Origin of the sequence: Acetivibrio ethanolgignens (assembly GCF_001461035.1) — a bacterium.
In the GTDB taxonomy this organism is placed as follows: domain Bacteria; phylum Bacillota; class Clostridia; order Lachnospirales; family Lachnospiraceae; genus Velocimicrobium; species Velocimicrobium ethanolgignens.
In genome coordinates, this window is record NZ_LNAM01000219.1 from 1 (window position 1) to 24,811 (window position 24,811).

17 protein-coding genes and 1 pseudogene are annotated in these 24,811 nt (G+C 42.2%); 17 read left to right on the forward strand and 1 reads right to left on the reverse strand.

Going from position 1 to position 24,811, the window contains the following annotated elements:
- The 8 genes and pseudogenes from ASU35_RS17500 to ASU35_RS17535 form a co-directional block, all read left to right on the forward strand.
- Positions 1-258 (forward strand): annotated as a pseudogene (locus ASU35_RS17500) (IS110 family RNA-guided transposase); the annotation flags it as partial.
- A gap of 532 nt (positions 259-790) precedes the next feature.
- Positions 791-1,486, forward strand: coding sequence for a B12-binding domain-containing radical SAM protein (locus ASU35_RS17505; protein WP_058354249.1), 696 nt, complete (start codon positions 791-793; stop codon positions 1,484-1,486).
- Positions 1,483-3,204 carry an ABC transporter ATP-binding protein gene (locus ASU35_RS17510; protein ID WP_058354250.1) on the forward strand — a complete coding sequence of 574 codons (1,722 nt, stop codon included), beginning with the start codon at positions 1,483-1,485 and terminating at the stop codon, positions 3,202-3,204. The genes ASU35_RS17505 and ASU35_RS17510 overlap by 4 nt, the downstream gene beginning before the upstream one ends.
- A gap of 249 nt (positions 3,205-3,453) precedes the next feature.
- On the forward strand, positions 3,454-4,536 hold the full coding sequence (gene leuB / locus ASU35_RS17515) for a 3-isopropylmalate dehydrogenase (RefSeq protein ID WP_058354251.1): 1,083 nt from the start codon (positions 3,454-3,456) through the stop codon (positions 4,534-4,536).
- A 40-nt stretch (positions 4,537-4,576) separates the two neighbouring features.
- A complete protein-coding gene (gene ilvD, locus ASU35_RS17520) occupies positions 4,577-6,238 on the forward strand; it encodes a dihydroxy-acid dehydratase (RefSeq protein WP_058354252.1) in 1,662 nt (553 codons plus the stop codon).
- Positions 6,239-6,258: 20 nt separating this feature from the next.
- Positions 6,259-7,938 carry a biosynthetic-type acetolactate synthase large subunit gene (ilvB, locus tag ASU35_RS17525; RefSeq protein WP_058354253.1) on the forward strand — a complete coding sequence of 560 codons (1,680 nt, stop codon included), beginning with the start codon at positions 6,259-6,261 and terminating at the stop codon, positions 7,936-7,938.
- Between the two features lie 21 nt (positions 7,939-7,959).
- Positions 7,960-9,051 carry a 3-phosphoserine/phosphohydroxythreonine transaminase gene (serC, locus tag ASU35_RS17530; RefSeq protein WP_058354254.1) on the forward strand — a complete coding sequence of 364 codons (1,092 nt, stop codon included), beginning with the start codon at positions 7,960-7,962 and terminating at the stop codon, positions 9,049-9,051.
- 32 nt (positions 9,052-9,083) lie between these two features.
- Positions 9,084-10,247 carry a phosphoglycerate dehydrogenase gene (locus tag ASU35_RS17535; protein WP_058354255.1) on the forward strand — a complete coding sequence of 388 codons (1,164 nt, stop codon included), beginning with the start codon at positions 9,084-9,086 and terminating at the stop codon, positions 10,245-10,247.
- Between the two features lie 45 nt (positions 10,248-10,292).
- Here ASU35_RS17535 and ASU35_RS17540 read toward each other — a convergent pair whose 3' ends face one another.
- Positions 10,293-10,802, reverse strand: a complete 510-nt coding sequence (locus tag ASU35_RS17540; RefSeq protein WP_058354256.1) for a flavin reductase — start codon at positions 10,800-10,802, stop codon at positions 10,293-10,295.
- Positions 10,803-10,956: 154 nt separating this feature from the next.
- Between ASU35_RS17540 and ASU35_RS17545 the strand changes: the two genes are divergently transcribed.
- The 9 genes from ASU35_RS17545 to ASU35_RS17585 all read left to right on the forward strand — a co-directional run bounded on the left by ASU35_RS17545 (position 10,957) and on the right by ASU35_RS17585 (position 24,766).
- On the forward strand, positions 10,957-12,399 hold the full coding sequence (locus ASU35_RS17545) for an MFS transporter (RefSeq protein WP_242861320.1): 1,443 nt from the start codon (positions 10,957-10,959) through the stop codon (positions 12,397-12,399).
- Positions 12,400-12,520: 121 nt separating this feature from the next.
- The gene (locus ASU35_RS17550) at positions 12,521-13,177 is read left to right on the forward strand and encodes a YesL family protein (RefSeq protein WP_058354258.1); all 657 of its coding nucleotides are present in this window, start codon (positions 12,521-12,523) and stop codon (positions 13,175-13,177) included.
- Positions 13,178-13,200: 23 nt separating this feature from the next.
- Positions 13,201-15,567 carry a 1,4-alpha-glucan branching protein GlgB gene (gene glgB / locus ASU35_RS17555; protein WP_083504385.1) on the forward strand — a complete coding sequence of 789 codons (2,367 nt, stop codon included), beginning with the start codon at positions 13,201-13,203 and terminating at the stop codon, positions 15,565-15,567.
- Between the two features lie 27 nt (positions 15,568-15,594).
- The gene (locus tag ASU35_RS17560; protein WP_058354260.1) at positions 15,595-16,461 is read left to right on the forward strand and encodes a mechanosensitive ion channel family protein; all 867 of its coding nucleotides are present in this window, start codon (positions 15,595-15,597) and stop codon (positions 16,459-16,461) included.
- 162 nt (positions 16,462-16,623) lie between these two features.
- Entirely contained in the window at positions 16,624-18,741 is a 2,118-nt protein-coding gene (locus tag ASU35_RS17565) for a glutamine synthetase III family protein (protein ID WP_058354261.1), read from the forward strand.
- 151 nt (positions 18,742-18,892) lie between these two features.
- Positions 18,893-20,953 (forward strand): methyl-accepting chemotaxis protein, encoded by a 2,061-nt coding sequence (locus ASU35_RS17570; RefSeq protein ID WP_058354262.1) that lies wholly within the window; start codon positions 18,893-18,895, stop codon positions 20,951-20,953.
- Between the two features lie 33 nt (positions 20,954-20,986).
- Positions 20,987-21,643 carry a Crp/Fnr family transcriptional regulator gene (locus ASU35_RS17575; protein WP_058354263.1) on the forward strand — a complete coding sequence of 219 codons (657 nt, stop codon included), beginning with the start codon at positions 20,987-20,989 and terminating at the stop codon, positions 21,641-21,643.
- 113 nt (positions 21,644-21,756) lie between these two features.
- On the forward strand, positions 21,757-23,775 hold the full coding sequence (locus ASU35_RS17580) for an NAD(P)/FAD-dependent oxidoreductase (RefSeq protein WP_058354264.1): 2,019 nt from the start codon (positions 21,757-21,759) through the stop codon (positions 23,773-23,775).
- Positions 23,768-24,766, forward strand: coding sequence for a polyprenyl synthetase family protein (locus tag ASU35_RS17585; RefSeq protein ID WP_058354265.1), 999 nt, complete (start codon positions 23,768-23,770; stop codon positions 24,764-24,766). Before ASU35_RS17580 ends, ASU35_RS17585 begins: the two co-directional genes overlap by 8 nt.
- Positions 24,767-24,811: the final 45 nt, after the last annotated feature.

Sequence of the window (24,811 nt, forward strand, 5' to 3'; positions counted from 1 at the left end):
AGTCACCGCGGACGGAAGCGCCTGAGATATGTGCTGTATGAGGCAGCGATATCGCTGATTGGAAAGAATGCGGAGTTTCGGGAAATACATGAGTATTATCGGAGCCGCAAGAAAAATCCGCTGAAAAAAATGCAGTCAGTGGTTGCGGTAGCCTGCAAGGTTATAAGGGTATTCTACGCGATCCTTACAAAAGGTGTAGATTATGATGCGGAGAAACTGATGGGAGACATTAGAAGAGCGCAGATGCAGGCAGCATAACAACCAGAGACAAAAGCAATCCCCCTGTCACAGTTGAATTGAGCCTTTAGAAAACAGATTTGAGAGCTGAATTCAGCTGTGACAGGAAAGCTGAAAGGTATGAGAAACGGGTCAGAAAAACGTCCACCGAAAGGTGCTGGTTTGTGGATCGTACAGAACAGGTCAGTAAGACTTAAGACAAAGAATGAGCCAGTAGTCGGCAGGAATATTTTCCATAGGGCATGACCCTGACAAGGAGCTAAGCTGACACCCTGGTTATGGATAGGCGGGACGAAGGAAGTTAGGACCCTGTAGAAATGCGGGAGATCCTGGTAGACACGGGAGGTACGCTGCCGTAGAAGGATGGGTATACACAAGGCCATGTAGAAGGAAACTCAAGACGTTTTATTTCGTGTACCCAAAACCAGCTATTTTCGTACCAGATACAGAGAAATGTCCATACCTATGGCTCCTTCTTCTGAGATATTTATTGATAATATACTGAAAAAACCTTGATTTTTAAGGAAAAAAGACTTGACTTAATAGGGAGGAATTGGACTATTTAGGAAATAAATTTCCAAAGGATGTTACTATATTTTGGGATGATGCTTTTGGATTTGATACGGAGCGATTGAGGAGTTTTTGCGAGGAAATGATCAAAGCAAAACCACATCTTTGGTCATGTGGAATACGTGTTGATAGAGTATCATTGGAACTGCTAAAATTGTTACATAAGGCAGGCTGTGTAAAGGTTAATTTTGGAGTTGAAAGTGGTTCGCAGAGAATTTTGAATGAATCCATGAAAGGTATTTCTTTGGATCAGATTAGAAATGCAGTAAAATGGGCACAAGAAGCAGGAATATATAATTCATGCAGTATTATAATTGGACACCCGGGTGATACTGCTGATACGGTGGAGGAAACATTGAAATTTGCTGAAGAATTGTTGAATAGTGGAGCGACCTCTTGTACATTTAATGCAATGGTGCCATTTCCTGGAACGTATGTTTATGAAAAAAGGGATGAATTAGGTATCAAGTTTATTACAGATAAGTGGGAAGAATATAATTTTCTCAATCCGGTCTTTGAAACTAAGGGCTTAGATGTGGAGCAGCTTAGAAAATATCTGATAGAAGGGTTGATTTTGTGGGGAAAATATAAAAATAATAGAGATAAGATACATGGGCGGATTAGGAAAAGAGATTCTATATTGCTTGGAGAACTTTTAGGGAGGAACATTCAAACATGAAAAAATCAATAATAGCTTACTATAGTAAAAAATATATTTTTAAAGAACTGATAATTGGTGTTTTGTATCTAGGATTTATTGCCTTATCTCTGCTGGGGCCTTATTTAATGCAGTATTTTATTGACAGCATTATACCAAAAAGAAATTTACAAAATATCATTTTTTTTGCTTTATTTTTCTTGTCTGTATACCTGCTTATGGGTGGAATTGCTCTTACAATCAAGTATTTCGTTGTAAATTTGGAGAATGCTATAGTGACAGATTTGAGAAATGAGATGTTTCGTAAGCTGGTACATCTGCCATTAGGTTTTTACAGAGAGCATAAGCTAGGTTCGATTTTAGAAAGGCTGGTTAGAGATACCGGTGTTGTCCATTCTATATGGGGGTATTTATTTCCAAGCATTTTTTCATCCTTTATTACCTTCCTTGCAACTCTGGCTATTATTGCAAGAAAAAGCTGGCTGATGGCTATTCTGGCATTATGGACCATCGGTATCTATGTTTTTATTTTTCGTTATTATAACGAAAAGCTAAGAAGGTTATATATGGATACGAGAGAGGATGCAGATAAAATAAACTCCTCCATTACGGATGCATGGAACGGTGCTAAGGAGATTAAAATTTTTCAATTGGAAAATTTAATTACAAAGCGTTTTGAAGAGCTTAGCACAGTATTGAAAAAGCACAACTGTAATATGGAAATTAAAAGTGAATTTTCTAGCCAGCTTATGAGCTTGGCTACAACGCTGGGTACTCTGGTTACCTTATGCGTTGGTGGCTATTTGGTTATTCAGGGTGAGTTTACAATTGGTATGCTCGTTGCCTTGCAAACCTATGTTGCAAAGCTGTATTCTCCGGCACAGGATATTGCAGATATGGCAGTTGACTATAGAAAATATCAGATTAATATTGATAGAATGAATCAGATTTTATGTCTTGAGAGTGAAGAGATTTCAGGAAAACTATATGAGAAAAAAAGCAGAGGGGGAATCCGATTAGAGGATGTTAGTTTTTCCTATGGCTCCCATGAGGTTTTGAAAAGGCTTTCCTTTGAGCTGGAAGGCAAGGGTAAGGTTGCAATTGCAGGCAAAAGCGGCTCTGGAAAAACGACCCTGTTAAATATATTGATGGGTCTGCAAAAGCCATCTTCAGGAAAGGTATTCTGGGGAGAGCATAGGATAGGTGAAAGCTCTATTGAAGAGCTGAGAAGTAATATTTCTTTGGTTTCACAAGATACCTATTTGTTTCATATGAGTGTATACGATAATATTTGTATTGGAAATCCAGAGGCGTCAGAGGATGAAATTCAGAGAGTTATAAAATTAATGGAAATTGATAAGATTGTAGAACCATTTCCAGATAAGTTAGATACCGTTATAGCGGAAATGGGGAAAAATATATCAGGAGGACAGCTTCAGAGAATATCAATTGCACGTGCTTTATTGAAAAAGGCACCGATTTTAATACTGGACGAAGCAACCAGTAATATAGATTCTATCAGTGAACAGATTATACAAAAGGCATTAAATGAGATAAAGGAATCTACACTGGTGATAATTGTAAGTCACAGGTTATCCAGCCTGAAGGAAGTAGATTGTATTTATGTCCTTGATAATGGAGAGCTTTGTCAGAAGGGAGGATTTTCTGAACTTCTTTTAGAGGATGGGGTGTTTAAGAGCTTATTTTGTGAACAAATTATCGGAGATGACGATTGTTAATAGTGTATATGCCTATGTTCCCGCTTTTGGCAGCATCAAAACAGGTACTGAAACCCTTAAAATTAGGGTGTTTCAGTGCTTGTTTTTGCTACTGTGATATATGGTATTTCGCTTACTTAGACCGTAGGAAGCCTGGCTGTTATGGAAACAGAATTTTCAGATATTTACACTTGACTGCGGTGAAGTTTATGTATACACTAGAATATAACTAAATTTTTAAGTATCCGGCGGATACGAAGGAGGTAACGAATGGAATTTAACGTTGCAGTCATTCCGGGAGACGGGATAGGCCCGGAAATCGTAAGAGAAGCACAAAAGGTGCTGGATAAGGTAGGCAAGGTCTATGGCCACACCTTTCATTATACAGAGCTTTTAATGGGAGGAGCATCTATAGACGTTTATGGCGTTCCATTGACAGAGGAGACTGTGACTAAGGCTAAGGCTAGTGACTCTGTATTGATGGGTTCTATCGGCGGGAATACCCAGACATCTCCATGGTATCAGCTGGAGCCATCCAAGCGTCCGGAGGCAGGATTATTACAGATAAGAAAGGAGTTGAAGCTTTTTGCCAATCTTCGGCCTGCTTATCTGTATGATGAGCTTAAAGCGGCCTGTCCGCTAAAGGAGGAGCTTACAAAAGATGGCTTTGACATGATTATTGTAAGAGAGCTGACCGGCGGTCTGTATTTTGGAGAACGAAAAACGGTTGAGGAAAATGGTATAAAAAAGGCGATTGATACACTGACCTATGATGAAAAGGAAATCTGCAGGATTGCTAAGCGTGGCTTTGATATTGCAATGAAGCGGAGAAAAAAAGTGACAAGTGTAGATAAAGCAAATGTTTTAGATTCTTCCAGACTTTGGAGAAAGGTTGTAGAAGAGGTCGCAGCAGACTATCCAGAGGTTACGTTGGAGCATATGCTGGTCGATAACTGTGCGATGCAGCTGGTTAAGGATCCGGCTCAGTTTGATGTTATTCTGACAGAGAATATGTTTGGCGACATTTTATCCGATGAAGCCAGTATGGTGACAGGCTCTATCGGGATGCTATCTTCTGCCAGCCTAAATGAAACAAAGCTGGGACTTTACGAGCCAAGTCATGGCTCTGCACCGGATATTGCCGGACAGAACATGGCTAATCCAATTGCAACCATTCTTTCAGCAGCGATGATGCTTCGTTACTCCTTTGATCTGGATAAGGAGGCAGATGCGGTAGAAGAAGCAGTAAAAAAGGTATTAAAGGATGGCTACCGGACAAAGGATATTATGTCTGAAGGCTGCAAAGAGGTAGGCACAAAGGAAATGGGCGATGTAATCGTTTCCAATATCTAAGAGATTTTATTTATTATACATAGAAAAGAGGTCTTTGAAGATGAAAAGTGATGCTGTAAAAAAGGGGATTTCGCAAGCACCCCACCGTTCCCTGTTCAACGCACTTGGTTTTACAAAGGAAGAGATGGATAGACCGTTAGTCGGTATTGTAAGCTCCCATAATGAAATTGTACCAGGTCATATGAATCTGGATAAGATAGTAGAAGCCGTCAAGCTTGGTGTAGCCATGGCTGGCGGTACACCTGTCGTTTTTCCGGCGATTGCTGTCTGTGATGGTATTGCTATGGGGCACACTGGCATGAAATATTCTCTGGTGACCCGGGATTTAATTGCAGATTCTACGGAATGTATGGCGTTAGCTCATCAATTTGATGCTCTGGTTATGGTACCGAACTGCGATAAGAATGTTCCGGGACTTTTAATGGCGGCAGCCAGAATTAATGTGCCTACAGTATTTGTATCCGGCGGTCCGATGCTGGCAGGTCATGTCAAGGGAGAAAAAAGAAGTCTTTCCAGTATGTTTGAGGCTGTAGGTGCTCACGTTGCAGGAAAAATGACGTTGGAAGAGCTGGAGGAATTTGAAAACAAGGTCTGCCCGACCTGCGGCTCCTGCTCTGGTATGTATACGGCTAATTCCATGAACTGTCTTACTGAGGTTCTTGGTATGGGCCTTCGTGGTAATGGAACTATTCCGGCTGTATATTCCGAGAGAATCCGTCTGGCAAAGCATGCCGGTATGAAGGTTATGGAGCTTTTGCAAAGGAATATTCGACCGAGAGATATCCTGACGGAAAAGGCATTTTTAAATGCCCTGACGGTAGATATGGCCCTTGGCTGCTCCACTAACAGTATGCTGCATCTTCCGGCGATTGCTCATGAGGTCGGCATCGACTTAAATCTTGACATTGCGAATGAAATCAGCAAGAAAACGCCAAATCTGTGCCATCTGGCACCGGCTGGCCATACTTATATGGAGGATTTGAATGAGGCCGGAGGTGTCTATGCTGTTATGAATGAATTAAATAAAAAGAACCTATTATATACCGATTTAATTACAGCAACAGGAAAGACCGTTGGCGAAAATATCAGGGGCTGTGTCAATAGAAATCCGGAAATTATCCGACCGATTGACAATCCTTACAGCCAGACTGGTGGTATTGCGGTGCTGCGGGGCAATCTGGCACCGGATACCGGTGTCGTAAAGCAGTCTGCAGTAGCACCGGAGATGATGGTGCATGAGGGCCCGGCTAGAGTCTTTGACTGTGAAGAGGATGCGATTGCAGCGATTACTGGTGGAAAGATTAAGGCGGGAGATGTTGTGGTTATCCGCTATGAAGGTCCAAAAGGTGGACCTGGCATGAGAGAGATGTTAAATCCGACCTCTGCGATTGCCGGTATGGGTCTTGGAGCTACAGTAGCCCTGATTACCGATGGTCGTTTCTCCGGAGCCTCCAGAGGAGCCTCGATTGGTCACGTTTCACCGGAAGCAGCCGTTGGTGGTCCGATTGCTCTGGTAGAAGAGGGTGATATCATTAAAATTAATATTCCAGAAAATAAGTTGGACTTTGTAGTCAGTGAAGAAGAGCTGGACAGAAGAAGAAAGGCATGGGTGCCGAGAGAGCCTAAGGTAACGACAGGCTATCTTGGACGCTATGCAAAGATGGTTACCTCCGGCAACCGCGGTGCCATTTTGGAGAAATAGGAAGAAAAGGAAGGTGTACTATGCAGTTAACAGGTTCAGAAATTGTCATTGAATGTTTAAAGGAGCAGGGAGTGGATACCGTTTTTGGCTATCCCGGCGGAGCTATTTTAAACATTTATGATGCTTTATATAAACATAACGGGGAGATTCGCCATATTCTGACCTCCCATGAGCAGGGAGCCTCTCATGCAGCAGATGGCTATGCAAGAGCAACAGGTAAGGTCGGTGTATGCATGGCGACCTCTGGTCCGGGGGCTACCAATCTGGTCACAGGTATTGCAACTGCTTATATGGATTCCGTTCCTATTGTTGCAATTACCGCTAATGTAGGTGTTTCTCTTTTAGGAAAGGATAGCTTTCAGGAGATTGATATTGCCGGTGTGACAATGCCGATTACAAAGCATAATTTTATTGTAAGGGATGTAAAAAGGCTGGCAGAAACGATTCGGAGAGCCTTTCGGATAGCACAGAGCGGCCGTCCGGGGCCGGTGCTTGTGGATATTCCAAAGGATGTAACTGCAAGTAAGGCAGAATATACCTATGTAAAGCCAGAGCTGATGGAGCATCAGGCAGACAGTATTTTGGAAAGCGATATAGAGCGGGCTTTGAAGATGATGAAGAAGTCCAAAAGGCCTTTTATCTTTGTTGGTGGAGGTGCCGTTATTTCAGGAGCATCAGAAGAACTTATCACCTTGGCTCACAAGCTGGATGCACCGGTAACCGATTCTTTAATGGGAAAGGGTGCCTTTCCGGGAACGGATGAGCTTTATATGGGAATGCTTGGAATGCATGGTACGAAAGCTGCCAACCTGGGTGTGACCGGCTGTGATCTTCTCGTGACAGTAGGTGCCCGCTTTAGTGACCGTGTTACTGGCAATGCTAAAAAATTTGCTAAAAATGCAAAAATTCTGCAAATTGATATAGATCCGGCAGAAATCAATAAAAATGTGATAAGTGATGCCAGTGTCATCGGAGATGTAAAAGAGGTATTAAAAAGGATTAATGCCCATCTGGAGCAGATGAGCCATAAGGAATGGGTAAATCATGTTCAGGAAATTAAAAAGGAATTTCCTTTAAAATATTATCCGAACGGATTAACAGGCCCATATATTATTGAGGAACTTTATAAAGTAACAAAGGGAGATGCCATTGTTGTGACAGAGGTTGGCCAGCATCAGATGTGGGCAGCTCAGTTCTACCGATACAAAAAGCCAAGAACTCTTTTGACCTCTGGAGGCTTAGGAACCATGGGCTATGGCCTTGGAGCCGCCCTGGGAGCGAAGATAGCCTTTCCGGAAAAACAGGTTGTCAATGTGGCAGGAGATGGATGCTTCCGCATGAACATGAATGAAATTGCTACCGCTGTTCGCTACAATATTCCAGTGGTACAGATTGTCATCAACAACCATGTACTTGGTATGGTACGTCAGTGGCAGACACTGTTTTACGAGAAACGTTACTCCAACACCATATTGGATGACAGTGTGGATTTTGTGAAGCTGGCAGAGGCTATGGGGGCGGTAGGAATCCGTGTCACCAAAAAGGAAGAGGTTTATCCGGCTCTTGAAAAGGCATTTTCATTAGGCAGACCGGTAGTTATTGATTGCATTATTGATTGCGATGATAAAGTGTTCCCGATGGTACCGGCAGGAGCGGCAATAGAAGAGGTATTTGATGAGGATGATTTAAAACAAAAATGAGTATAAAGGGAGGATATAAGCATGGGAAGAGTATATAATTTTTCCGCTGGCCCGGCGGTTCTGCCGGAGGAGGTTTTAAAGGAAGCAGCAGCTGAAATGCTGGATTATAACGGTACAGGAATGTCCGTTATGGAGATGAGTCACCGCTCCAAGGCATATCAGGAAATCCTGGATACCGCAGAGAAGGATTTAAGAGAGCTTGTGAATATTCCGGATAACTACAAGGTGCTGTTTTTACAGGGCGGTGCGTCCCAGCAGTTTGCCATGATTCCGATGAATCTGATGAAGAATAAGGTGGCTGATTATATTATTACCGGTCAGTGGGCAAAGAAAGCTTATCAAGAGGCCTGTATTTATGGAAAGGCTAACCCAGTGGCATCCTCTGCGGATGAGACTTTTTCCTATATACCAGACTGCTCCGACCTTCCCATTAGCGAAGATGCAGACTATGTTTACATTTGTGAGAATAATACGATTTACGGCACCAAGTTTAAAACTCTGCCAAATACCAAGGGAAAGACTTTGGTAGCGGATGTATCCTCCTGCTTTTTATCTGAGCCTGTGGATGTGACAAAATATGGCGTAATTTATGGTGGTGTTCAGAAGAATATCGGCCCGGCAGGTGTTGTTATTGTAATTATCCGTGAGGATTTGATTACTGAGGACACACTTCCTGGCACACCAACCATGTTAAAATACAAAACCCACGCAGATGCAGGTTCTCTTTATAATACACCACCTGCCTACGGCATCTATATCTGCGGCAAGGTATTTCAGTGGTTGAAAAAACAGGGCGGTCTGGCTGCGATGAAGGAAAGAAACGAAGAAAAGGCAAAAATCCTCTATGATTTTCTGGATGAGAGCGAGCTGTTCAGGGGAACTGTCCGCAAGGAGGACCGTTCTTTAATGAATGTACCCTTTGTAACGGGAAGGGAAGAGTTGGATGCTAAATTTGTCAAGGAAGCGAAAGCAGCAGGCTTTGAAAATTTAAAGGGCCACAGAACTGTCGGAGGTATGCGTGCCAGCATCTACAATGCTATGCCAAAGGAGGGCGTAGAGAAGCTGGTTGCATTTATGAAAAAATTTGAGGAAGAAAACAAGGAAAACCTGTAAAGAGACGGAATTTTGTAGAAGTGGAGGGAAACATGGTAAAGGTAAAATGCTTAAATCCTATTTCTCCTTATGGTATGGACCTTCTTACAGAGAATTATCAGGTTGTTGAGGAGCTGGAAAATGCTCAGGCTGTTTTAGTAAGAAGTGCGTCTATGCACGACCTGTCTTTGCCAGAGGGGCTTAGCTGTGTAGCCAGAGCTGGAGCCGGAGTTAATAATATTCCACTGGATAAGTGTGCAGAGGCTGGAGTTGTTGTATTTAATACCCCTGGTGCCAATGCTAACGGTGTAAAGGAGCTAGTGGTTGCTGGACTTATGCTGGCCTCCAGAGATTTGGTCGGTGGTATGCGTTGGATTTCAGAAAATCGTGATGATGAGAATATTAATAAGACAATGGAAAAGGCGAAAAAAGCCTTTGCAGGTAAGGAGGCTATGGGAAAAAAGCTTGGAGTCATTGGACTAGGAGCCATTGGTGTCCTGGTAGCCAATGCAGGAGCTTCTCTTGGTATGGAAGTCTATGGCTGTGATCCGTATCTTTCCGTTGAGCATGCCCTTTCTTTATCACGAAGTGTGCATCTGGTAAAAACCAATGAGGAAATTTTCCGTGAATGTGATTATATTACGGTTCATGTACCGTTAATGGATACAACAAAGCATATGATTAATGCGGAAACGATTGGACAGATGAAGGATGGCGTTATTATTCTCAACTTTGCAAGAGATTTGCTGGTAAATGATGATGATATGGGAACTGCATTGGCTTCCGGCAAGGTTGCAAAATATGTAACGGATTTTCCAAATGCGAAAACAGCAAATATGGAAGGGGTAATTGCATTTCCTCATTTGGGAGCCTCAACCGAGGAATCCGAGGATAACTGTGCCAGAATGGCTGTACAGGAAATTATGGATTATATGGAGAATGGAAACATCCACAACTCTGTAAATTATCCGGACTGTGATGCCGGAAGCTGCAATACCAGAAGTCGCCTTACGATTTGTCATAAGAATATTCCAAATATGTTAAGCCAGTTTACAGCAGCCTTCTCCGAAGAGGGCGTAAATATCGAAAATCTGGTAAATAAGTCCAGAGGAGAGTACGCCTACACAGTAATGGATGCGTCAGTAGAGCCGTCTGAAGCTGCATTGGAAAAAATTTCAAAAATCGACGGTGTTTTGAGGGCACGTCTGGTAAAATAAAAATTAAAAAGGATATGGGGGCGATTTATCCATATCCTTTTTGACTTATTTCTTTAAAACTCCAGTGATTTCTGCAATGTACAGATTATGGTAGTCCTTGTCACGATACCAGGTATCCTGAATAGAGGGATCAAGAAAGCTCTCTGGAGTAATTTTCTGGCAGCACAGCTTACGACATAAGAAGATGCAGGAGGCCTCTTCAATATAAGGGATATTCTTGTGATAGCTGACAGTAAGACCGGCTGTAGTGAGCTTATCTTCATCACGGCCGGAGGCCTTACCCAGATAACCGAGGGCTTTTCTGTATTTTTCCTCTCCGAAAACAGCCAGGGAAAAGAATTCGGAAGCATCTAGGCATTCTTTGGTATAGCGGCTGTCACGGATGACAATAAAAGCAGCATTTTTACCCCACATAATACCAAGACCACCCCAGGAAGCTGTCATGGCATTGAACTTTCCGTCTTTTTCAGCTGTAACGGCGAACCAGTCCTTCCCAATCATCTGGAATGGGCTGAAATCAAAGGAATCTGGTGAAACCAGAGTAAATGTATTCATAAAAATCCTCCTTTAGGCATTGTTTTCAAAATAGTATAGGTGAAATTTAAGAATTTTTCAATAGAATTTTAATTTTTGTTTCCTGAAGAATGTAGTATACTAGCAGCAGAGAGATAAGCTGTTATGGCAGAGAACGAAAGAAAAGGAGATTGCCTTGGACAGATATAATAATGCAAAGCTTTGGCAGATAGGGTGTTTTTCCCTGAATAATGCTGCTACCAATCTTTATATGGCAATGATGCTTTATGTATCCTATTACGCCAATTCTGTTGCAGGAATTGGTGTTGTTTTGGTATCCTTTCTTCTGACGGCATTAAACATATTTGATGGAGTGACAGATCCGGCAGCAGGCTATTTGTTAGATCATACCCAAGGCAGATTTGGAAAATTCCGTCCCTTTATGGTGGCTGGAAATTTCCTAATGGCAGCCAGCAGCCTGCTATTATTTTTTACGATGCACCTGCTCCCCTCCTTTTTGCGGGTAGGTTATTTTATTTTAATATATGCAGTATTTATTCTTGGATATACCTGTCAGACGGTGGTTGGAAAATCAGGTCAGTCAGCATTAACAGATAATCCGGCTCAGAGACCGTTGGCGACTTATTTTGATTCAATGTTTTTTATGGCCTCCTATGGAGGAATTGCTTTATTTGTGTCAAATTTTTTAGTACCAAGGTTTGGCGATTTTGACTCTATAAAGCTATTCCAGGTATTGACCCTTGTAGTTGTGATTTTATCTGCTTTATGCACTCTTTTGGCAATCATTGGTATCTGGGAAAAGGATCCGGCAGCAGGCAGAACCAAGCTGAGGAAGCCGCTACAAAAGACAGAACGGATACGGCTTCGGGATTATAAAGAGGTTATAATCCACAACCGGCCAATTCAGATGCTTATTCTATCAGCCTGTATGAATCGTTTTGCAGCTACGGTTTATGGGCACACTGCGGTTGGTGTTATGCTTTTCGGAATTATGATGAAGGATTATTCGATTGCCGGGCTGATTGGTGTACTTACGGCAATACCGACACTTTTGGTAGTGAGCGGAGGAATTTGGATTGCCCAGCGGTTTGGGCAAAAAAAGGCATTGGTGCTATCTACCTGGGCAGCGATTGGATTGCAGGCATGGATGTTTTTACTGCTCTGGCAGGGAAGTGTTGATAGGATTCATTTTGGACTGAGCTGCTGGAATGGTATCACCTGGGCATTTTTCTGGCTGTTTGTGTTGCTAAATGGATGTAAATCTATTACGAATAATATGGTAGTGCCGATGATTGCTGATTGTACGGATTACGAGGTATACCGGAGCGGAAAATATGTACCGGGATTAATGGGAGCTATGTTTTCTTTTGTGGACAAGGTCTTTGCTGCTCTTGGCACTGCTTTTGTGGGAATTGTTCTGGCTGCGGCAGGCTTTGGACAGAGACTTCCTCAGGTGACAGATGAGGTGACGGATACCATCCGGTATGTCACTTTGTTTTTGTACTGTGTGATTCCGGCAGCGGGATGGCTGTGTTCTGTATTTGCCATGAAATACTATAAGCTGGACAAAAAAAGGATGCAGGAGGTCCAGAAGGGAAAGGGAAAAAGAGGGAACTAAAGGTACTTTTTTGAACTTTTTGCATTTCTTACATCGCCGGTTCCCTTTTTTTTTGATTTGTGTTATAATGGGGAAAAGCATTGCTTTTACACATACAAAATAAGTAACAGAGGGTGAATCCATGGGAAATTTTTTTGATCCAAACAGTGGAATTATGGGATTTATGTCTAAGGTGGCTGATATGGTACTATTGAGTCTTCTGTGGGTAGTGTGCTCCATTCCGGTTGTGACGATAGGAGCTGCGACAGCAGCCCTTTATTATACAGCGGTAAAGTCTATTCGCAGAGATAGAAGCTATATTTTCCAAAGCTTTATTTCTTCCTTTAAGGAAAATCTTATTCAGGGGACACTTCTATGGCTGCTGCTGTTGGCAGTAATAGCTGTTTTAGGGGTGAATTTAAGATTTTGTCAGGGGCTGTTTGCTATGGAGACAGGACAAGTAACAGGTCTTTTGCTTATGGCAGTATATTCCTTTATGGGGTTGCTGTCAGGCTTTACGGCACTGTATATGCTGCCGGTGCTATCCAGGTTTACTTTGAAAAAAAGAGAGATTCTAAAGATGTCGCTTTTCATGAGCATACGTCATCTTCCATATACGATATTGCTGGCAGTTATTATAGTTCTTGTGACTGTTGCAACTGCATATGTTCCTATTACGGTGTTGATAGCACCGGCAGTAGGAGCTCTTTTGTATTCGTTCCCGATGGAGCGGGTATTAAAGCAGTATATCAAAGAAGAGGAGAAGGACGGAGCAAAAGATGAGTGGTATTTAGAATAGAGAAAGATGATGGAGGAATGGATATGAGTAGTGTACTGTACGATTTGATGGACTGGGCTGAAATCGAGGCGGTTGTTTATTCGGAAGAGGATCATCCTAGAAGGATTTTAGGCCCCCATGTGACAAAGCAGGGTGTTTTGATTCAAGCCTTTGTTCCTTATGCAAGAAAGCTTGAGGTAAAGGTTACAAAAACCGGCAAGCTGTATCCCATGGAGCTGGTGGATGAGGAAGGCTTTTATGCAGTACTGCTGCCAGAAAAGAAAATTCCGGAATATACCCTTTCTATTACCTATGGTGATGGCCAGGTAAAGGAAATGCAGGATGCTTACAGCTTTCCAGGTGTGATTACAGAAAAGGACAGAAATCTATTTACTAAGGGTATTCATTATAATGTGTATGATGTGCTGGGAGCACATCCAATGAGGATCAATGGCGTAGCTGGTACACAGTTTGCTGTATGGGCACCGAATGCGATTCGTGTCAGTGTCGTTGGTGATTTTAACAGCTGGGACGGAAGAACCTACCAGATGGAGCGTCTGGGGGACTCTGGTATTTTTGAGCTTTTTGTACCAGGTGTTCTGGAAGAAATGATTTATAAATATGAGATTAAGGTAAAGGGTGGACTTCCAATATTGAAGGCTGACCCGTATGCCTTTGGAGCAGAGCTTCGTCCTAATACAGCTAGTGTTGTCTGGAGTCTGGAGCATCACAAGTGGAAGGATGCTAAGTGGTTGGAAAAGAGAAAGAAAGCAGATTATGACAAGGAACCGATGGCGATTTATGAGCTGCATTTAGGCTCCTGGAAAAAGCCACAGGTGCCGGAGGGCGAGGAGGACAATGCTTTCTACAACTATAGAGAGCTGGCTCCGATGATTGCAGAATATGTAAAGAAGATGAATTATACTCATATAGAGCTGATGCCGATTATGGAGCATCCCTTTGATGGCTCCTGGGGGTATCAGGTGACTGGCTATTATGCTGCAACAGCCAGATATGGTACCCCAGAAGACTTTATGTATTTTGTGGACTATATGCATAATAAGGGAATTGGTGTTATTCTGGACTGGGTACCGGCTCATTTTCCAAGAGATGCCTTTGGACTGGCTAATTTTGACGGAACCTGTCTTTATGAGCATTTTGATCCAAGACAGGGAAGCCATCCACACTGGGGAACTCTGATTTATAATTACGGAAGACCACAGGTATCCAACTTCCTGATTGCCAATGCACTATTCTGGGTAGATAAATATCATGCCGATGGTATCCGTATGGATGCGGTTGCGTCCATGCTTTATCTGGATTATGGAAAGAATGACGGTGAATGGGTGCCTAATAAATATGGTGGCAATGGCAATCTGGAAGCTATGGATATGTTAAGGCACTTAAATACCGTATTCAAGAAGAGAAAGGATGGAGCTCTTTTGATTGCAGAGGAGTCTACGGCATGGCCGAAGATTACCGGAAGCATCAAGAATGATGGCCTTGGCTTTGACTATAAGTGGAATATGGGCTGGATGAATGATTTTACCAACTATATGAAGACAGATCCATTATTCCGCAAGGGCTGCCATGGAGGATTGACCTTCAGCATGGTATATGCTTACAGTGAGAAATTCATATTGGTGTTGTCTCATGATGAGGTAGTACATGGAAAAGGTTCTATGATTAACAAGATGCCAGGTGAATATGAGCAGAAGTTTGCTAATCTAAGAGCAGCCTATGGCTTTATGATGGCACATCCTGGAAAGAAGCTTTTATTCATGGGACAGGATTTTGCACAGTTTTCTGAATGGAGTGAGGAAAAAAGCCTGGAGTGGGAGCTGGTAGAACAGTATGACAGCCATAGAAAGATGCAGGAGTATGTAAGTGTCCTGAATGCATTGTATCAGAAATATCCGGCCTTTTACCAGCTGGATTCAAATCCAAAGGGCTTTGAGTGGATTAACTGTAATGATGCGGAGAAGAGTATCGTTTCTTTTGTTCGTAAGACTACGAAAAAAGAGGAAACCATGCTGGTTGTATGCAACTTCACACCGGTAGTTCGGGAAAAATTTGGCGTAGGAGTTCCGTTTGCAGGAAAATATAAGGAAATTTTTAACAGTGATGATGTAAAATTTGGCGGCGACGGTAATACAAATCCAAGAGTTAAGACCTCGAAAAAGCAGGAGTGGGATGGACGAGACAATTCTATCCAGATTACCGTTCCACCACTCGGAATTGCTGTATTTACCTGTACACCGGAGAAGCCGGCAGCAAAAAAGCCAGTGGTGAAAAAAACAACTGCAAAGAAAACAGAACCGGTAAAGCTTGAGGATAAAAAGCCGAAGACAGAGAAGCTGGAAACGAAGAAAGAGGCACCGGTGAAAAAGGGAAGGAAAAAGAAAAAATAAGCGAGTAATAGGAAATGAGGTAGCTTGATGAAAGAATGGCTTGCAAAAGAGGCGGAGCTTAGGACGTGGCTGGACAGAATTACCCCACCTTTAGAAGCCCTGGGAAAGGATATATTAGCAGCTCTTTTAATTTTCCTTATTGGAAGAAGAATTGTAAAATGGCTGAATAAGATTTTAAAACGTTCCTTTGAGCGGTCAAATATGGAAGAGGGACTAAGTCATTTTTTGCTGTCATTTATCAATATTACACTGAATATTATTGTAGCCTTTATGGCTGTCAGTGTATTTGATGCTGCAGTGACTTCAATTATGGCTGTTCTGGGCTCGGCGGGGCTGACACTGGGGCTTGCTCTTCAGGGAAGCTTAAGTAATCTGGCAGGTGGTGTCCTTATTCTGATTATGAGGCCCTTCCAGGTAGGAGACTATATTATAACAGGTACAAAAGAAGAAGGTACAGTGATAGGAATTGATATTTTTTATACCCATCTTCTTACGATAGATAATAGAAGAGTGGTGATTCCTAATGGAGGCTTGTTAAACTCAAGCATTACCAATGTTACTCGTGAATCGGTACGACGATTAGATCTTCTGGTTTCTGTAGATTACTCTGAGAATATTCAAAAGGTGAAGAAAATTTTACTTGAGCTTTTGGCTACTCAGGAGATGGTTCTTGGCGATCGACCGATTGATATTTATGTTAATTCCTTTGATCCAAGTGCAATTTCTATTGGACTCAGGGTGTGGACGGAAACAGAAAATTACTGGACACTGAAATGGAAGCTTTTAGAGGAAATTAAGGAAGAATTTGACAGAAATGAAATTGTGATACCATTTAATCAGCTGGATGTAAATATCAGTAGAGATGACAAAATTGAAAAAGGTTCTGATATTTGATATCAGAACAAAGGCGTTCTCATTTATTTGAGGACGCCTTCTTATATTATACGATAGTGTTATGAAAATAATCAAATTTAGGACTTGAAAAGCATAGAATAATTTGGTATAAATCAGATTATTAGAGTTGATGGTTCAGACAGAAGGGAAGGAAGAGCAATTATGGAAAAAAAGAATGTAATTGAAGAAATCTTTGCAAAAGATGTATTTAATGATGCAGTGATGAGAGAGCGGCTGCCAAAGCCTATCTACAAGAAGCTTCGAGAGACCATTGATAAGGATTTGGAACTGGACGCGGAAATGGCAAATGCTGTCGCTCATGCCATGAAAGAATGGGCTCTGGAGCGGGGAGCCACCCATTATACCCACTGGTTCCAGCCGATGACGGGTATTACAGCAGAAAAGCACGATTCTTTTATTTCCCCAACCAGCGATGGTGGTGTTATTCTTGAATTTTCCGGGAAAGAGCTGATTAAGGGTGAACCGGATGCTTCTTCCTTTCCATCTGGAGGACTAAGAGCTACTTTTGAGGCAAGAGGATATACTGCCTGGGATTGTACATCACCGGCTTTCTTAAAGAAGGATGCTTCCGGCAGTGTAACCCTTTGTATCCCAACAGCTTTTTGTGCGTATACAGGAGAGGCACTGGATAAAAAGACACCGTTGCTTCGTTCCATGGAGGCTATCAGTGAGCAGACTGTCAGAGTGTTAAGGCTTTTTGGACATGAGGATGTAAACAATGTATCCTGTTGTGTTGGACCGGAGCAGGAGTATTTTCTGATTGACAGAGAAAAATATTTGCAGAGAGATGATTTAATTTTTACTGGTAGAACCTTATTTGGTGCAATGCCACCAAAGGGACAAGAGCTGGATGATCATTATTTTGGAAATATCAAGGAAAGAATATCTGCCTTTATGAAGGAGTTAAATGAAGAGTGCTGGAAGCTTGGTATTCTGGCAAAGACACAGCATAACGAGGTGGCGCCGGCACAGCATGAGATGGCTCCGATTTATTCCACAGCGAACATCGCAACCGACCATAACCAGCTGGTTATGGAGCTGTTAAAGAAGGTAGCCAAGCGTCACGGCTTAGAGTGCCTTTTACACGAAAAGCCATTTGCCGGGGTAAATGGCTCTGGCAAGCATGATAACTGGTCCCTGGTTACCGATACTGGAAAGAACCTGTTAGATCCAGGCAAGACACCACATGAGAATGTACAGTTTTTATTATTCTTGTCTGCCGTTATTAAGGCAGTAGATGAGAATGCACCGCTTTTGCGTATGTCTGCTTCTAATCCGGGCAACGACCACAGACTTGGTGCAAACGAGGCACCTCCTGCTATTATTTCTATCTATTTAGGAGAGCAGCTGGAGGATGTGCTGGCACAGCTGATAGAAACCGGCGAGGCAAAGAGCTCTAAGCAGGGCGGCAGATTAAATACCGGTGTAAATACGCTCCCTGATTTAAAAAAGGATGCGACAGACCGTAATCGTACATCACCATTTGCGTTTACTGGCAATAAGTTTGAATTCCGTATGGTAGCCTCTTCTCTGTCTGTTGCAGGACCAAATACTGTACTGAATACTATCGTTGCAGATGTGCTGAAAGAAATGGCAGATGAATTGGAAAAGGCAGATAATTTTGAGCTGGCTGTACATGATTTGATTAAGCGAACGATTGCAGAGCATCAGAGAGTTATTTTCAATGGAAATGGTTATTCTGATGTCTGGGTAGAGGAAGCTAAGAGAAGAGGACTGCCAAATTTAAAGACAATGGTAGATGCAGTTCCTGCTATGGTTGATGAAAGAACCATTGCTATTTTTGAAAGACATCATGTTCTTTCCAAGGCAGAGCTTGAATCCCGTGCAGAAATTAACTATGAGGCTTATGCAAAGGCAATCAATATTGAAGCAAAGACTATGATCAATATGGCTGCAAAGAGATACATACCTGCGATTATCCGTTATACAACGCAGCTGGCAGCGTCTATTGGAGCTGTGACTAGTGTGTGTGCAGAGGCAGATGTCAGTGTACAGAAGGAGCTCTTAATAGAGTGCTCCAGTCTGCTTGCAAAGGCTCAGAAGGCACTTAAAGAGCTTAAAAGGGTAACAGAGACTGCAGCGGAAAAGGAAGAAGGAAAGGAACAGGCACATTACTTCAAAGACGTTGTGGTTCCTGCCATGGCAGAGCTTCGTGCACCGATTGATGAGCTGGAGCTTTTAGTAGATAAGGAAATCTGGCCGGTACCTACCTATGGCGATTTACTTTTTGAGGTATAGAGAAGAGAACATGGTATAAAAACAAGGAAAGACTGTGCAAAAAGATGTGATTTTGCATAGTCTTTTTCTTGTATTAAAGCTTTAAAAGAAGTATAATAAATATAAATAATTTTGTGCAGATATGCATATGACTACAAAGGAGGATGCCTTGATGAAACAGAACAGAAAAATCAGTATAAAAGTATTAGCATTTATTCTCCCGGTTGTAATTATTGGTCTGGCTACATTGACGGGAATCAGTATCATTTTTAGTCGGGAGACTATTTCTGAAGAGCTTGCCGTAGAGACGAATATGCAGCTGGATAGCCAGAGTGGAAGTATTGAGTCTGGATTGGATAGTGTGGCTACCTTAGCATCACAGATAGCCAGTGTAGTCGGAAATACCTATACAGGAACCAGCCTTAAGGAATATGAGGCTATGCTGGGTGAAATCATCTATACCAATGATATGGTAATGGGAAGCGGTATCTGGTTTGAACCATATGTATACGATGAAAAGGAAAAATATGTAGGACCGTATATCTATAAGGCTGGAGATAGTGCAGTTACTACTTATGATTACAGTAATGCGGAATATGATTATTTTGCCTATGAATTTTATACGAATGCTTCCAATGGAGCAAAAGACGCTGTATTTACGGAACCATATTATGATGAGACTTCTGGTGTTGTCATGTCTTCCTGTTCTGCACCGGTCTATGGTGCAAATGGAGCATTTGTAGGTGCGGTTACGGTGGATATCAATCTGGATACAATTCAGCAGATGATAACTAATGTTCAGGTAGGAAAAACAGGCAGGGCATTTTTGCTTAATTCTGCCGGACAGTATCTGGCACAGGAGGATACCTCCAAATTAATGAATGAAAAGATTACAGAAAGCGAAAATGCATCTCTGGCAAAGGCAGGAGAAACCATACTCTCTACAGAAAGGGGAGAGGTTAATTATAAAGAAGGTAAGGAGCAGATAGATGCTTATTTTACGACTCTGGGTTCTTTAAAATGGAAGTTTGTAGTTACGATGAAGGACGATGAGCAGAGAGCCCCTATTAGAGCTTTAGCTAAGCAGCTGCTTATTGTAGAGGCAGTAGTGATCCTGTTGATAGTTGCTGTTATATTATGGCAGATTTCGGGAATTTCCAGACAGCTTAAAAAGGTAAAGGATTTTGCAGGAAAATTATCAGAGGGTGATTTTACGATTAAAGCATTGGAAATTAGGCAGAAGAACGAATTGGGAGCCATGGGAACCTCTTTGAATAAGATGTATGCAAATAATAAGAGTTTGATTTCTCGTATTTTTAGCTATGCAGAGACTTTCAGAAATGCCAGTAAGGAACTGGAAGAGACTGGAAGGAAGCTTGCCAGCCAGTTCAGAACAATGGAAGAGCTAATGCGTGAGGTAAATGATAATATGTCTTCTGCCGGAGCTGCAACAGAGGAGGTCAATGCATCTGTAGAAGAAGTAAATTCCTCTGTTATGATATTGTCAGAGCAGACAGCAAGAAGTACAACTCTGGCAAATGAAATTAAGGAAAGAGCTGAAAAAATTGAAAAAACAAGCCAGTGCTCCTATGAGCAGGCACAGGGACTTAGCCGAAAGCATGAGGATAATTTAAACAAGAGTATTCAGAACGCAGATGTTGTGAAATCTATTGGTGAGATGGCTGAGGTAATATCAGGAATTGCTGACCAGATTAATCTGCTTTCCCTGAATGCTTCTATTGAAGCAGCCAGAGCCGGTGAAATGGGGAAAGGCTTTGCTGTAGTTGCTGGTGAAATTGGAAAACTGGCAGGAGATACCTCTTTGGCAGTAAACGAAATTAAGACAACGATTGAAAAGGTGCAGGAAGCTTTTGATGAGCTGGTTAAAAATTCCAGTTCTATGCTTACTTTTGTTAAGGATACGGTTACACCGGATTATGATACCTTTGTAGGCGTTGCAAGGCAGTATGGACAGGATGCTGTTGCTATTGAAGATTTTTCTAAGGAAATAGCACAGATGACAGAGGGTATAGAACGGATTATTACAGAAGTAGGGGAAGCAATTCAAAGTATTGCAGAATCCTCCCAGAATACAGCAGAAAATGGAAGCAATATCATGAATTCGATAGAGGTTGTTTCTGAAGTTGTGGAAGAAGTGGCAAAAATGGCAGAGGAACAGGAGGGAATTTCCACAGAGCTGACAGATGCTGTTAACAGCTTTAAGCTGAATTAAAGCTGTTAAAGCCTGAATAGCTGGAAAGATACTATGAAGAATTTTTTAGCGGCTACATTACCATTTTGGGATGCATTAACAGAAGAAGAAAAGGAATTGAGTCTTTCCAATATAGAGACGAAAGCCTTCCCGAAAGGAACGGTATTGTATCATGTAGGAATGGGAGAAGCAAGCTTTAAGATTGTTCGTTCTGGGATTATCCGGGGGTTTATTTCTACCCCTGATGGCAATGAAGTTACGCTTTACCGTCTGATGGGTGGTGACATGTGCGTTTTAAGTGTTGTTTGCATTATGAATGTGAATTCACTGGATATTCATATGGAGGCAGAGACGGATTCAGAGGTCAGTATGCTGCCCGCCTGGGTATATCAGAGGCTGAATGAAGATAATAATGCTGTTAAGGATTTTACCCAGCAGATATTGACAGAACGCTTTCAGGCGGCGATGCAGGTAGTTTCTGATTTGGCTTTTAATACTGTGGGAAAACGCCTGGCAAAGGGACTTCTGCAAAAGATGAGGCTGTTAGATTCCAAAGAACTTTTCATTACCCATGAGACTTTGGCAAAGGATATTGGAAGTGCAAGAGAGGTTGTATCCAGGACCTTAAAGCATTTTGAAAATTTGGGAATTGTAAAGCTATCCAGAGGGAAAATTACAATTCTTGATATTGAAGAATTAGAAAAGCAATAAAGATTATGTGACAAAGTCACAGACATAAGAGGGGCATTGTGGTATAATTAACAAGATATCACTATGCCCTTTTTGATGATGAAAAGGAGTTTTAGGAAAAGAGGAGTGCTACAATGAAAAATATTGTAATTATTGGTGCAGGTTATTCAGGTATCCTGACAGCCAAAAAGCTGGAAAAGCGGCTTAGAAAGCAAAAAAAGCTGGACGAAGTGGCTATTACAATTATTGACAGGAATCCATTCCATACGATGCTCACAGAGCTGCATGAGGTAGCAGCGAACCGTGTGGAGGAGGATAGTATCCGCATCAGTCTAAAGAAGGTATTTGCCGGACGTAAGGTAAATGTTGTTTTGGATACGGTTAACAGCATTGATTTTGAGAGTAAAAGGGTTGTTGGAGGCGAAGCTGAGTATGGTTATGACTATTTGGTTGTAGCAGCAGGCTCTAAGCCTACTTATTTTGGTACTCCGGGGGTAGAAGAATATTCTTATAAGCTGTGGTCCTATGAGGATGCTGTGATTTTAAAGGATCGGATTCATGATTTATTCCGCAGGGCTGCCTGTGAACCAAATCAGGAAGAGAAAAAAAAGCTTCTGACCTTTTATGTAGTAGGTGCAGGCTTTACTGGTGTTGAAATGATCGGTGAGCTGGCAGAATATGTTCCAATTTTGTGCGAACAGTACGAAATTGCTCCAAAGGATGTTACGATGGTGGATGTGGATATGCTTCCAAGAAGCGTTCCGATTCTTCCGGAGAAGCTCTCTAATAAGGTAGAACATCGTCTTCACAAGATGGGAGTAGAAACCCGTTTTGGTGTTGGTGTTGTTGGTGTAGGCGAGGATTACATAGAGCTAAAGAAGGGTGAAGAGGTAACCCGCCACACTGCAGGCACTGTTATCTGGACTGCTGGTATTGAAAGTGCAGATATTGCAGCGTCTACTGGAAATGAGCTGGAGACAGCAGCCAGAGGCCGGATTAAGACAGATAAATATTTAAGAAGCACGAAGAGAGAAGACGTTTATGTTGTCGGAGACAATGTTTTGTATGTCCCTGAGGGAGAGGAAAAGCCAGTACCTCAGATGGTAGAAAATGCAGAGCAGAGTGCAGAGGTAGCAGCACATAACATTATTGCAAGTGTGACCGGACAGGGACAGCTTGAGGAATATAAGCCTGCTTTCCATGGAGTTATGGTTTGCGTGGGTGGACGCTATGGTGTAGCAAGAGTAGGGCTTCCAAATCATATGCTCAACCTGCCATCCTTCTTTGCTATGTTTGCAAAGCATTTTATCAATGTAGTTTACTTTATCCAGGTGCTTGGATGGAATAAAATTTTCAGTTATGTAAAGCATGAGTTCTTTACTATCCGTCACTGCAGAAGCTTTTTAGGCGGTCATTTTTCCAACCGTACCCCAAGCTTTTTATTAGTACCGTTACGCGTATGGCTGGGTGCTGTGTGGGTATTTGAAGGTGTTATGAAAATAGTAGAAGGCTGGTTTGATGCACCGAAGCTGACAGGCTTCTTTGGTGGAGCAAGCGGCTGGTATGACAGTATTTTAAATGGTATTCAGGCAGCTACCGGAGCAGTAGCAGATGCGGCAGCGAGTGCTTCTGGAACAGCAGAGGCGGTAGTGGACGCAGCAGCAAGTGTTTCCGGAGCAGCAGATGCAGTAGCAGCCTCTATTGGAACAAAGATTTTTGATTTTAATATTTTTAGCTGGGTAGAGTTTATTTTTGTAAGCGGAAAGGATTTAGCTTCGTCTACTTTATCTGACCTGGCATTTAAGCTGGATATTCCATTAATGAACTGGTTTGTAGATAATGTAGTATTATCCAGTGATGGTATGCAGATGTTTATGCAGATTATGATTGTTGTTATGGAAATCCTGATTGGACTTGCTTTAATCGGTGGTTTATTTACAACTCCTGCATCAGCAGCATCCTTAGTATTACAATTTATGTTTGTATGTACAACGGGGCTCTATTTAAATACCTTCTGGATGATTTTTGCAGGAATTGCAGTACTGATTGGCGGCGGAAGAACTCTGGGCCTGGATTACTATTTTCTGCCGTGGCTTAAGAAGCAGTGGAAGAAGGTTGGCTTTGTAAAGAGGTGGTATCTATACAATGATTAATACAGCTGTAGCGAAAACAGAAGGGCTTACATTTGATGCAGCATTAGAGCAGGCAAAGGCAGAGGTTGACAGGATTTTATTTTCTGCACCGGTGCTAGTGAGAACCTATACTACCCATCTGCAAAAGGCGAGAGGAAAGTTTATCCGAACCTATGCCCTGCTGGCGGCAGCGATGGAGGAAGATGGGAGCATTGATGAAGATGCAGTGTCCCTTGCAGCAGCCATTGAAATTCTACATCTGGCAACGTTAGTTCATGACGATGTTATGGACAACGCAGAGGTCAGAAGAGGAATCCCTACGATTTCAAAAAAATACGGAAGAAAGACAGCTGTAATCTGTGGTGATTATCTTTTGTCAGCAGCTCTTAGGGAGGCTATGGAGGTACTTAAGAAGGAGCGTCATGAGGAAAAACGGAAGGCTGGACATGAACTGCCGGATTATGTATCCCAGATTTGTATGGGAGAGATGCGGCAGCATATAAATAACGGAAATCTTGAACTTTCGGTATACCGTTATTTGAGCATTATCAGCGGAAAGACAGCAGCTCTTTTTGAAGCAGCGGTTTATGGCGGAGCTATTTTTTGTGAAAAGGAAGAAAAACGGCTTAGACAGTACCGGATGTTTGGAAGGTATCTGGGTATGATTTTTCAGCTGACGGATGACTGTATTGATTTTGAGATGGATGAGGGAACTGCAAAGAAAAATGTGCAGTCCGATTATGAACAGGGGGTGATTACCCTCCCGCTGATTCATGCATTTCAAGAGAGCAGACAGCTTAAGGAAAAGGCGGCCTTAGGAACAATGACCCGGGAGGAAATGAACGAGGTCGTAGAAAAAACCGGAGGCTTGAGCTTTACCCGGGCTATTTCAAAACGATATTTTGATAAAGCGGTGAAACAGCTGGAGGCCCTTTTTCTTTCGGAGAAAAAGAAAGCACTCCTGATGGAAATTTTAGAAAAGGCCTATTATGGTCTAAAAAAGAAAGCTTAAGATGATATTTAGCTGTAGAACAGCTGAATATAGATTATTTAATTT

Bases quoted from the DNA above. Each gene is read 5' to 3' on its own strand.
- ASU35_RS17510 (WP_058354250.1), top strand. From the start codon at position 1,483: ATGAAAAAATCAATAATAGCTTACTATAGTAAAAAATATATTTTTAAA.
- leuB (WP_058354251.1), top strand. From the start codon at position 3,454: ATGGAATTTAACGTTGCAGTCATTCCGGGAGACGGGATAGGCCCGGAA.
- ilvD (WP_058354252.1), top strand. From the start codon at position 4,577: ATGAAAAGTGATGCTGTAAAAAAGGGGATTTCGCAAGCACCCCACCGT.
- ilvB (WP_058354253.1), top strand. From the start codon at position 6,259: ATGCAGTTAACAGGTTCAGAAATTGTCATTGAATGTTTAAAGGAGCAG.
- serC (WP_058354254.1), top strand. From the start codon at position 7,960: ATGGGAAGAGTATATAATTTTTCCGCTGGCCCGGCGGTTCTGCCGGAG.
- ASU35_RS17535 (WP_058354255.1), top strand. From the start codon at position 9,084: ATGGTAAAGGTAAAATGCTTAAATCCTATTTCTCCTTATGGTATGGAC.
- ASU35_RS17540 (WP_058354256.1), bottom strand. From the start codon at position 10,802: ATGAATACATTTACTCTGGTTTCACCAGATTCCTTTGATTTCAGCCCA.
- ASU35_RS17550 (WP_058354258.1), top strand. From the start codon at position 12,521: ATGGGAAATTTTTTTGATCCAAACAGTGGAATTATGGGATTTATGTCT.
- glgB (WP_083504385.1), top strand. From the start codon at position 13,201: ATGAGTAGTGTACTGTACGATTTGATGGACTGGGCTGAAATCGAGGCG.
- ASU35_RS17560 (WP_058354260.1), top strand. From the start codon at position 15,595: ATGAAAGAATGGCTTGCAAAAGAGGCGGAGCTTAGGACGTGGCTGGAC.
- ASU35_RS17565 (WP_058354261.1), top strand. From the start codon at position 16,624: ATGGAAAAAAAGAATGTAATTGAAGAAATCTTTGCAAAAGATGTATTT.
- ASU35_RS17570 (WP_058354262.1), top strand. From the start codon at position 18,893: ATGAAACAGAACAGAAAAATCAGTATAAAAGTATTAGCATTTATTCTC.
- ASU35_RS17575 (WP_058354263.1), top strand. From the start codon at position 20,987: ATGAAGAATTTTTTAGCGGCTACATTACCATTTTGGGATGCATTAACA.
- ASU35_RS17580 (WP_058354264.1), top strand. From the start codon at position 21,757: ATGAAAAATATTGTAATTATTGGTGCAGGTTATTCAGGTATCCTGACA.
- ASU35_RS17585 (WP_058354265.1), top strand. From the start codon at position 23,768: ATGATTAATACAGCTGTAGCGAAAACAGAAGGGCTTACATTTGATGCA.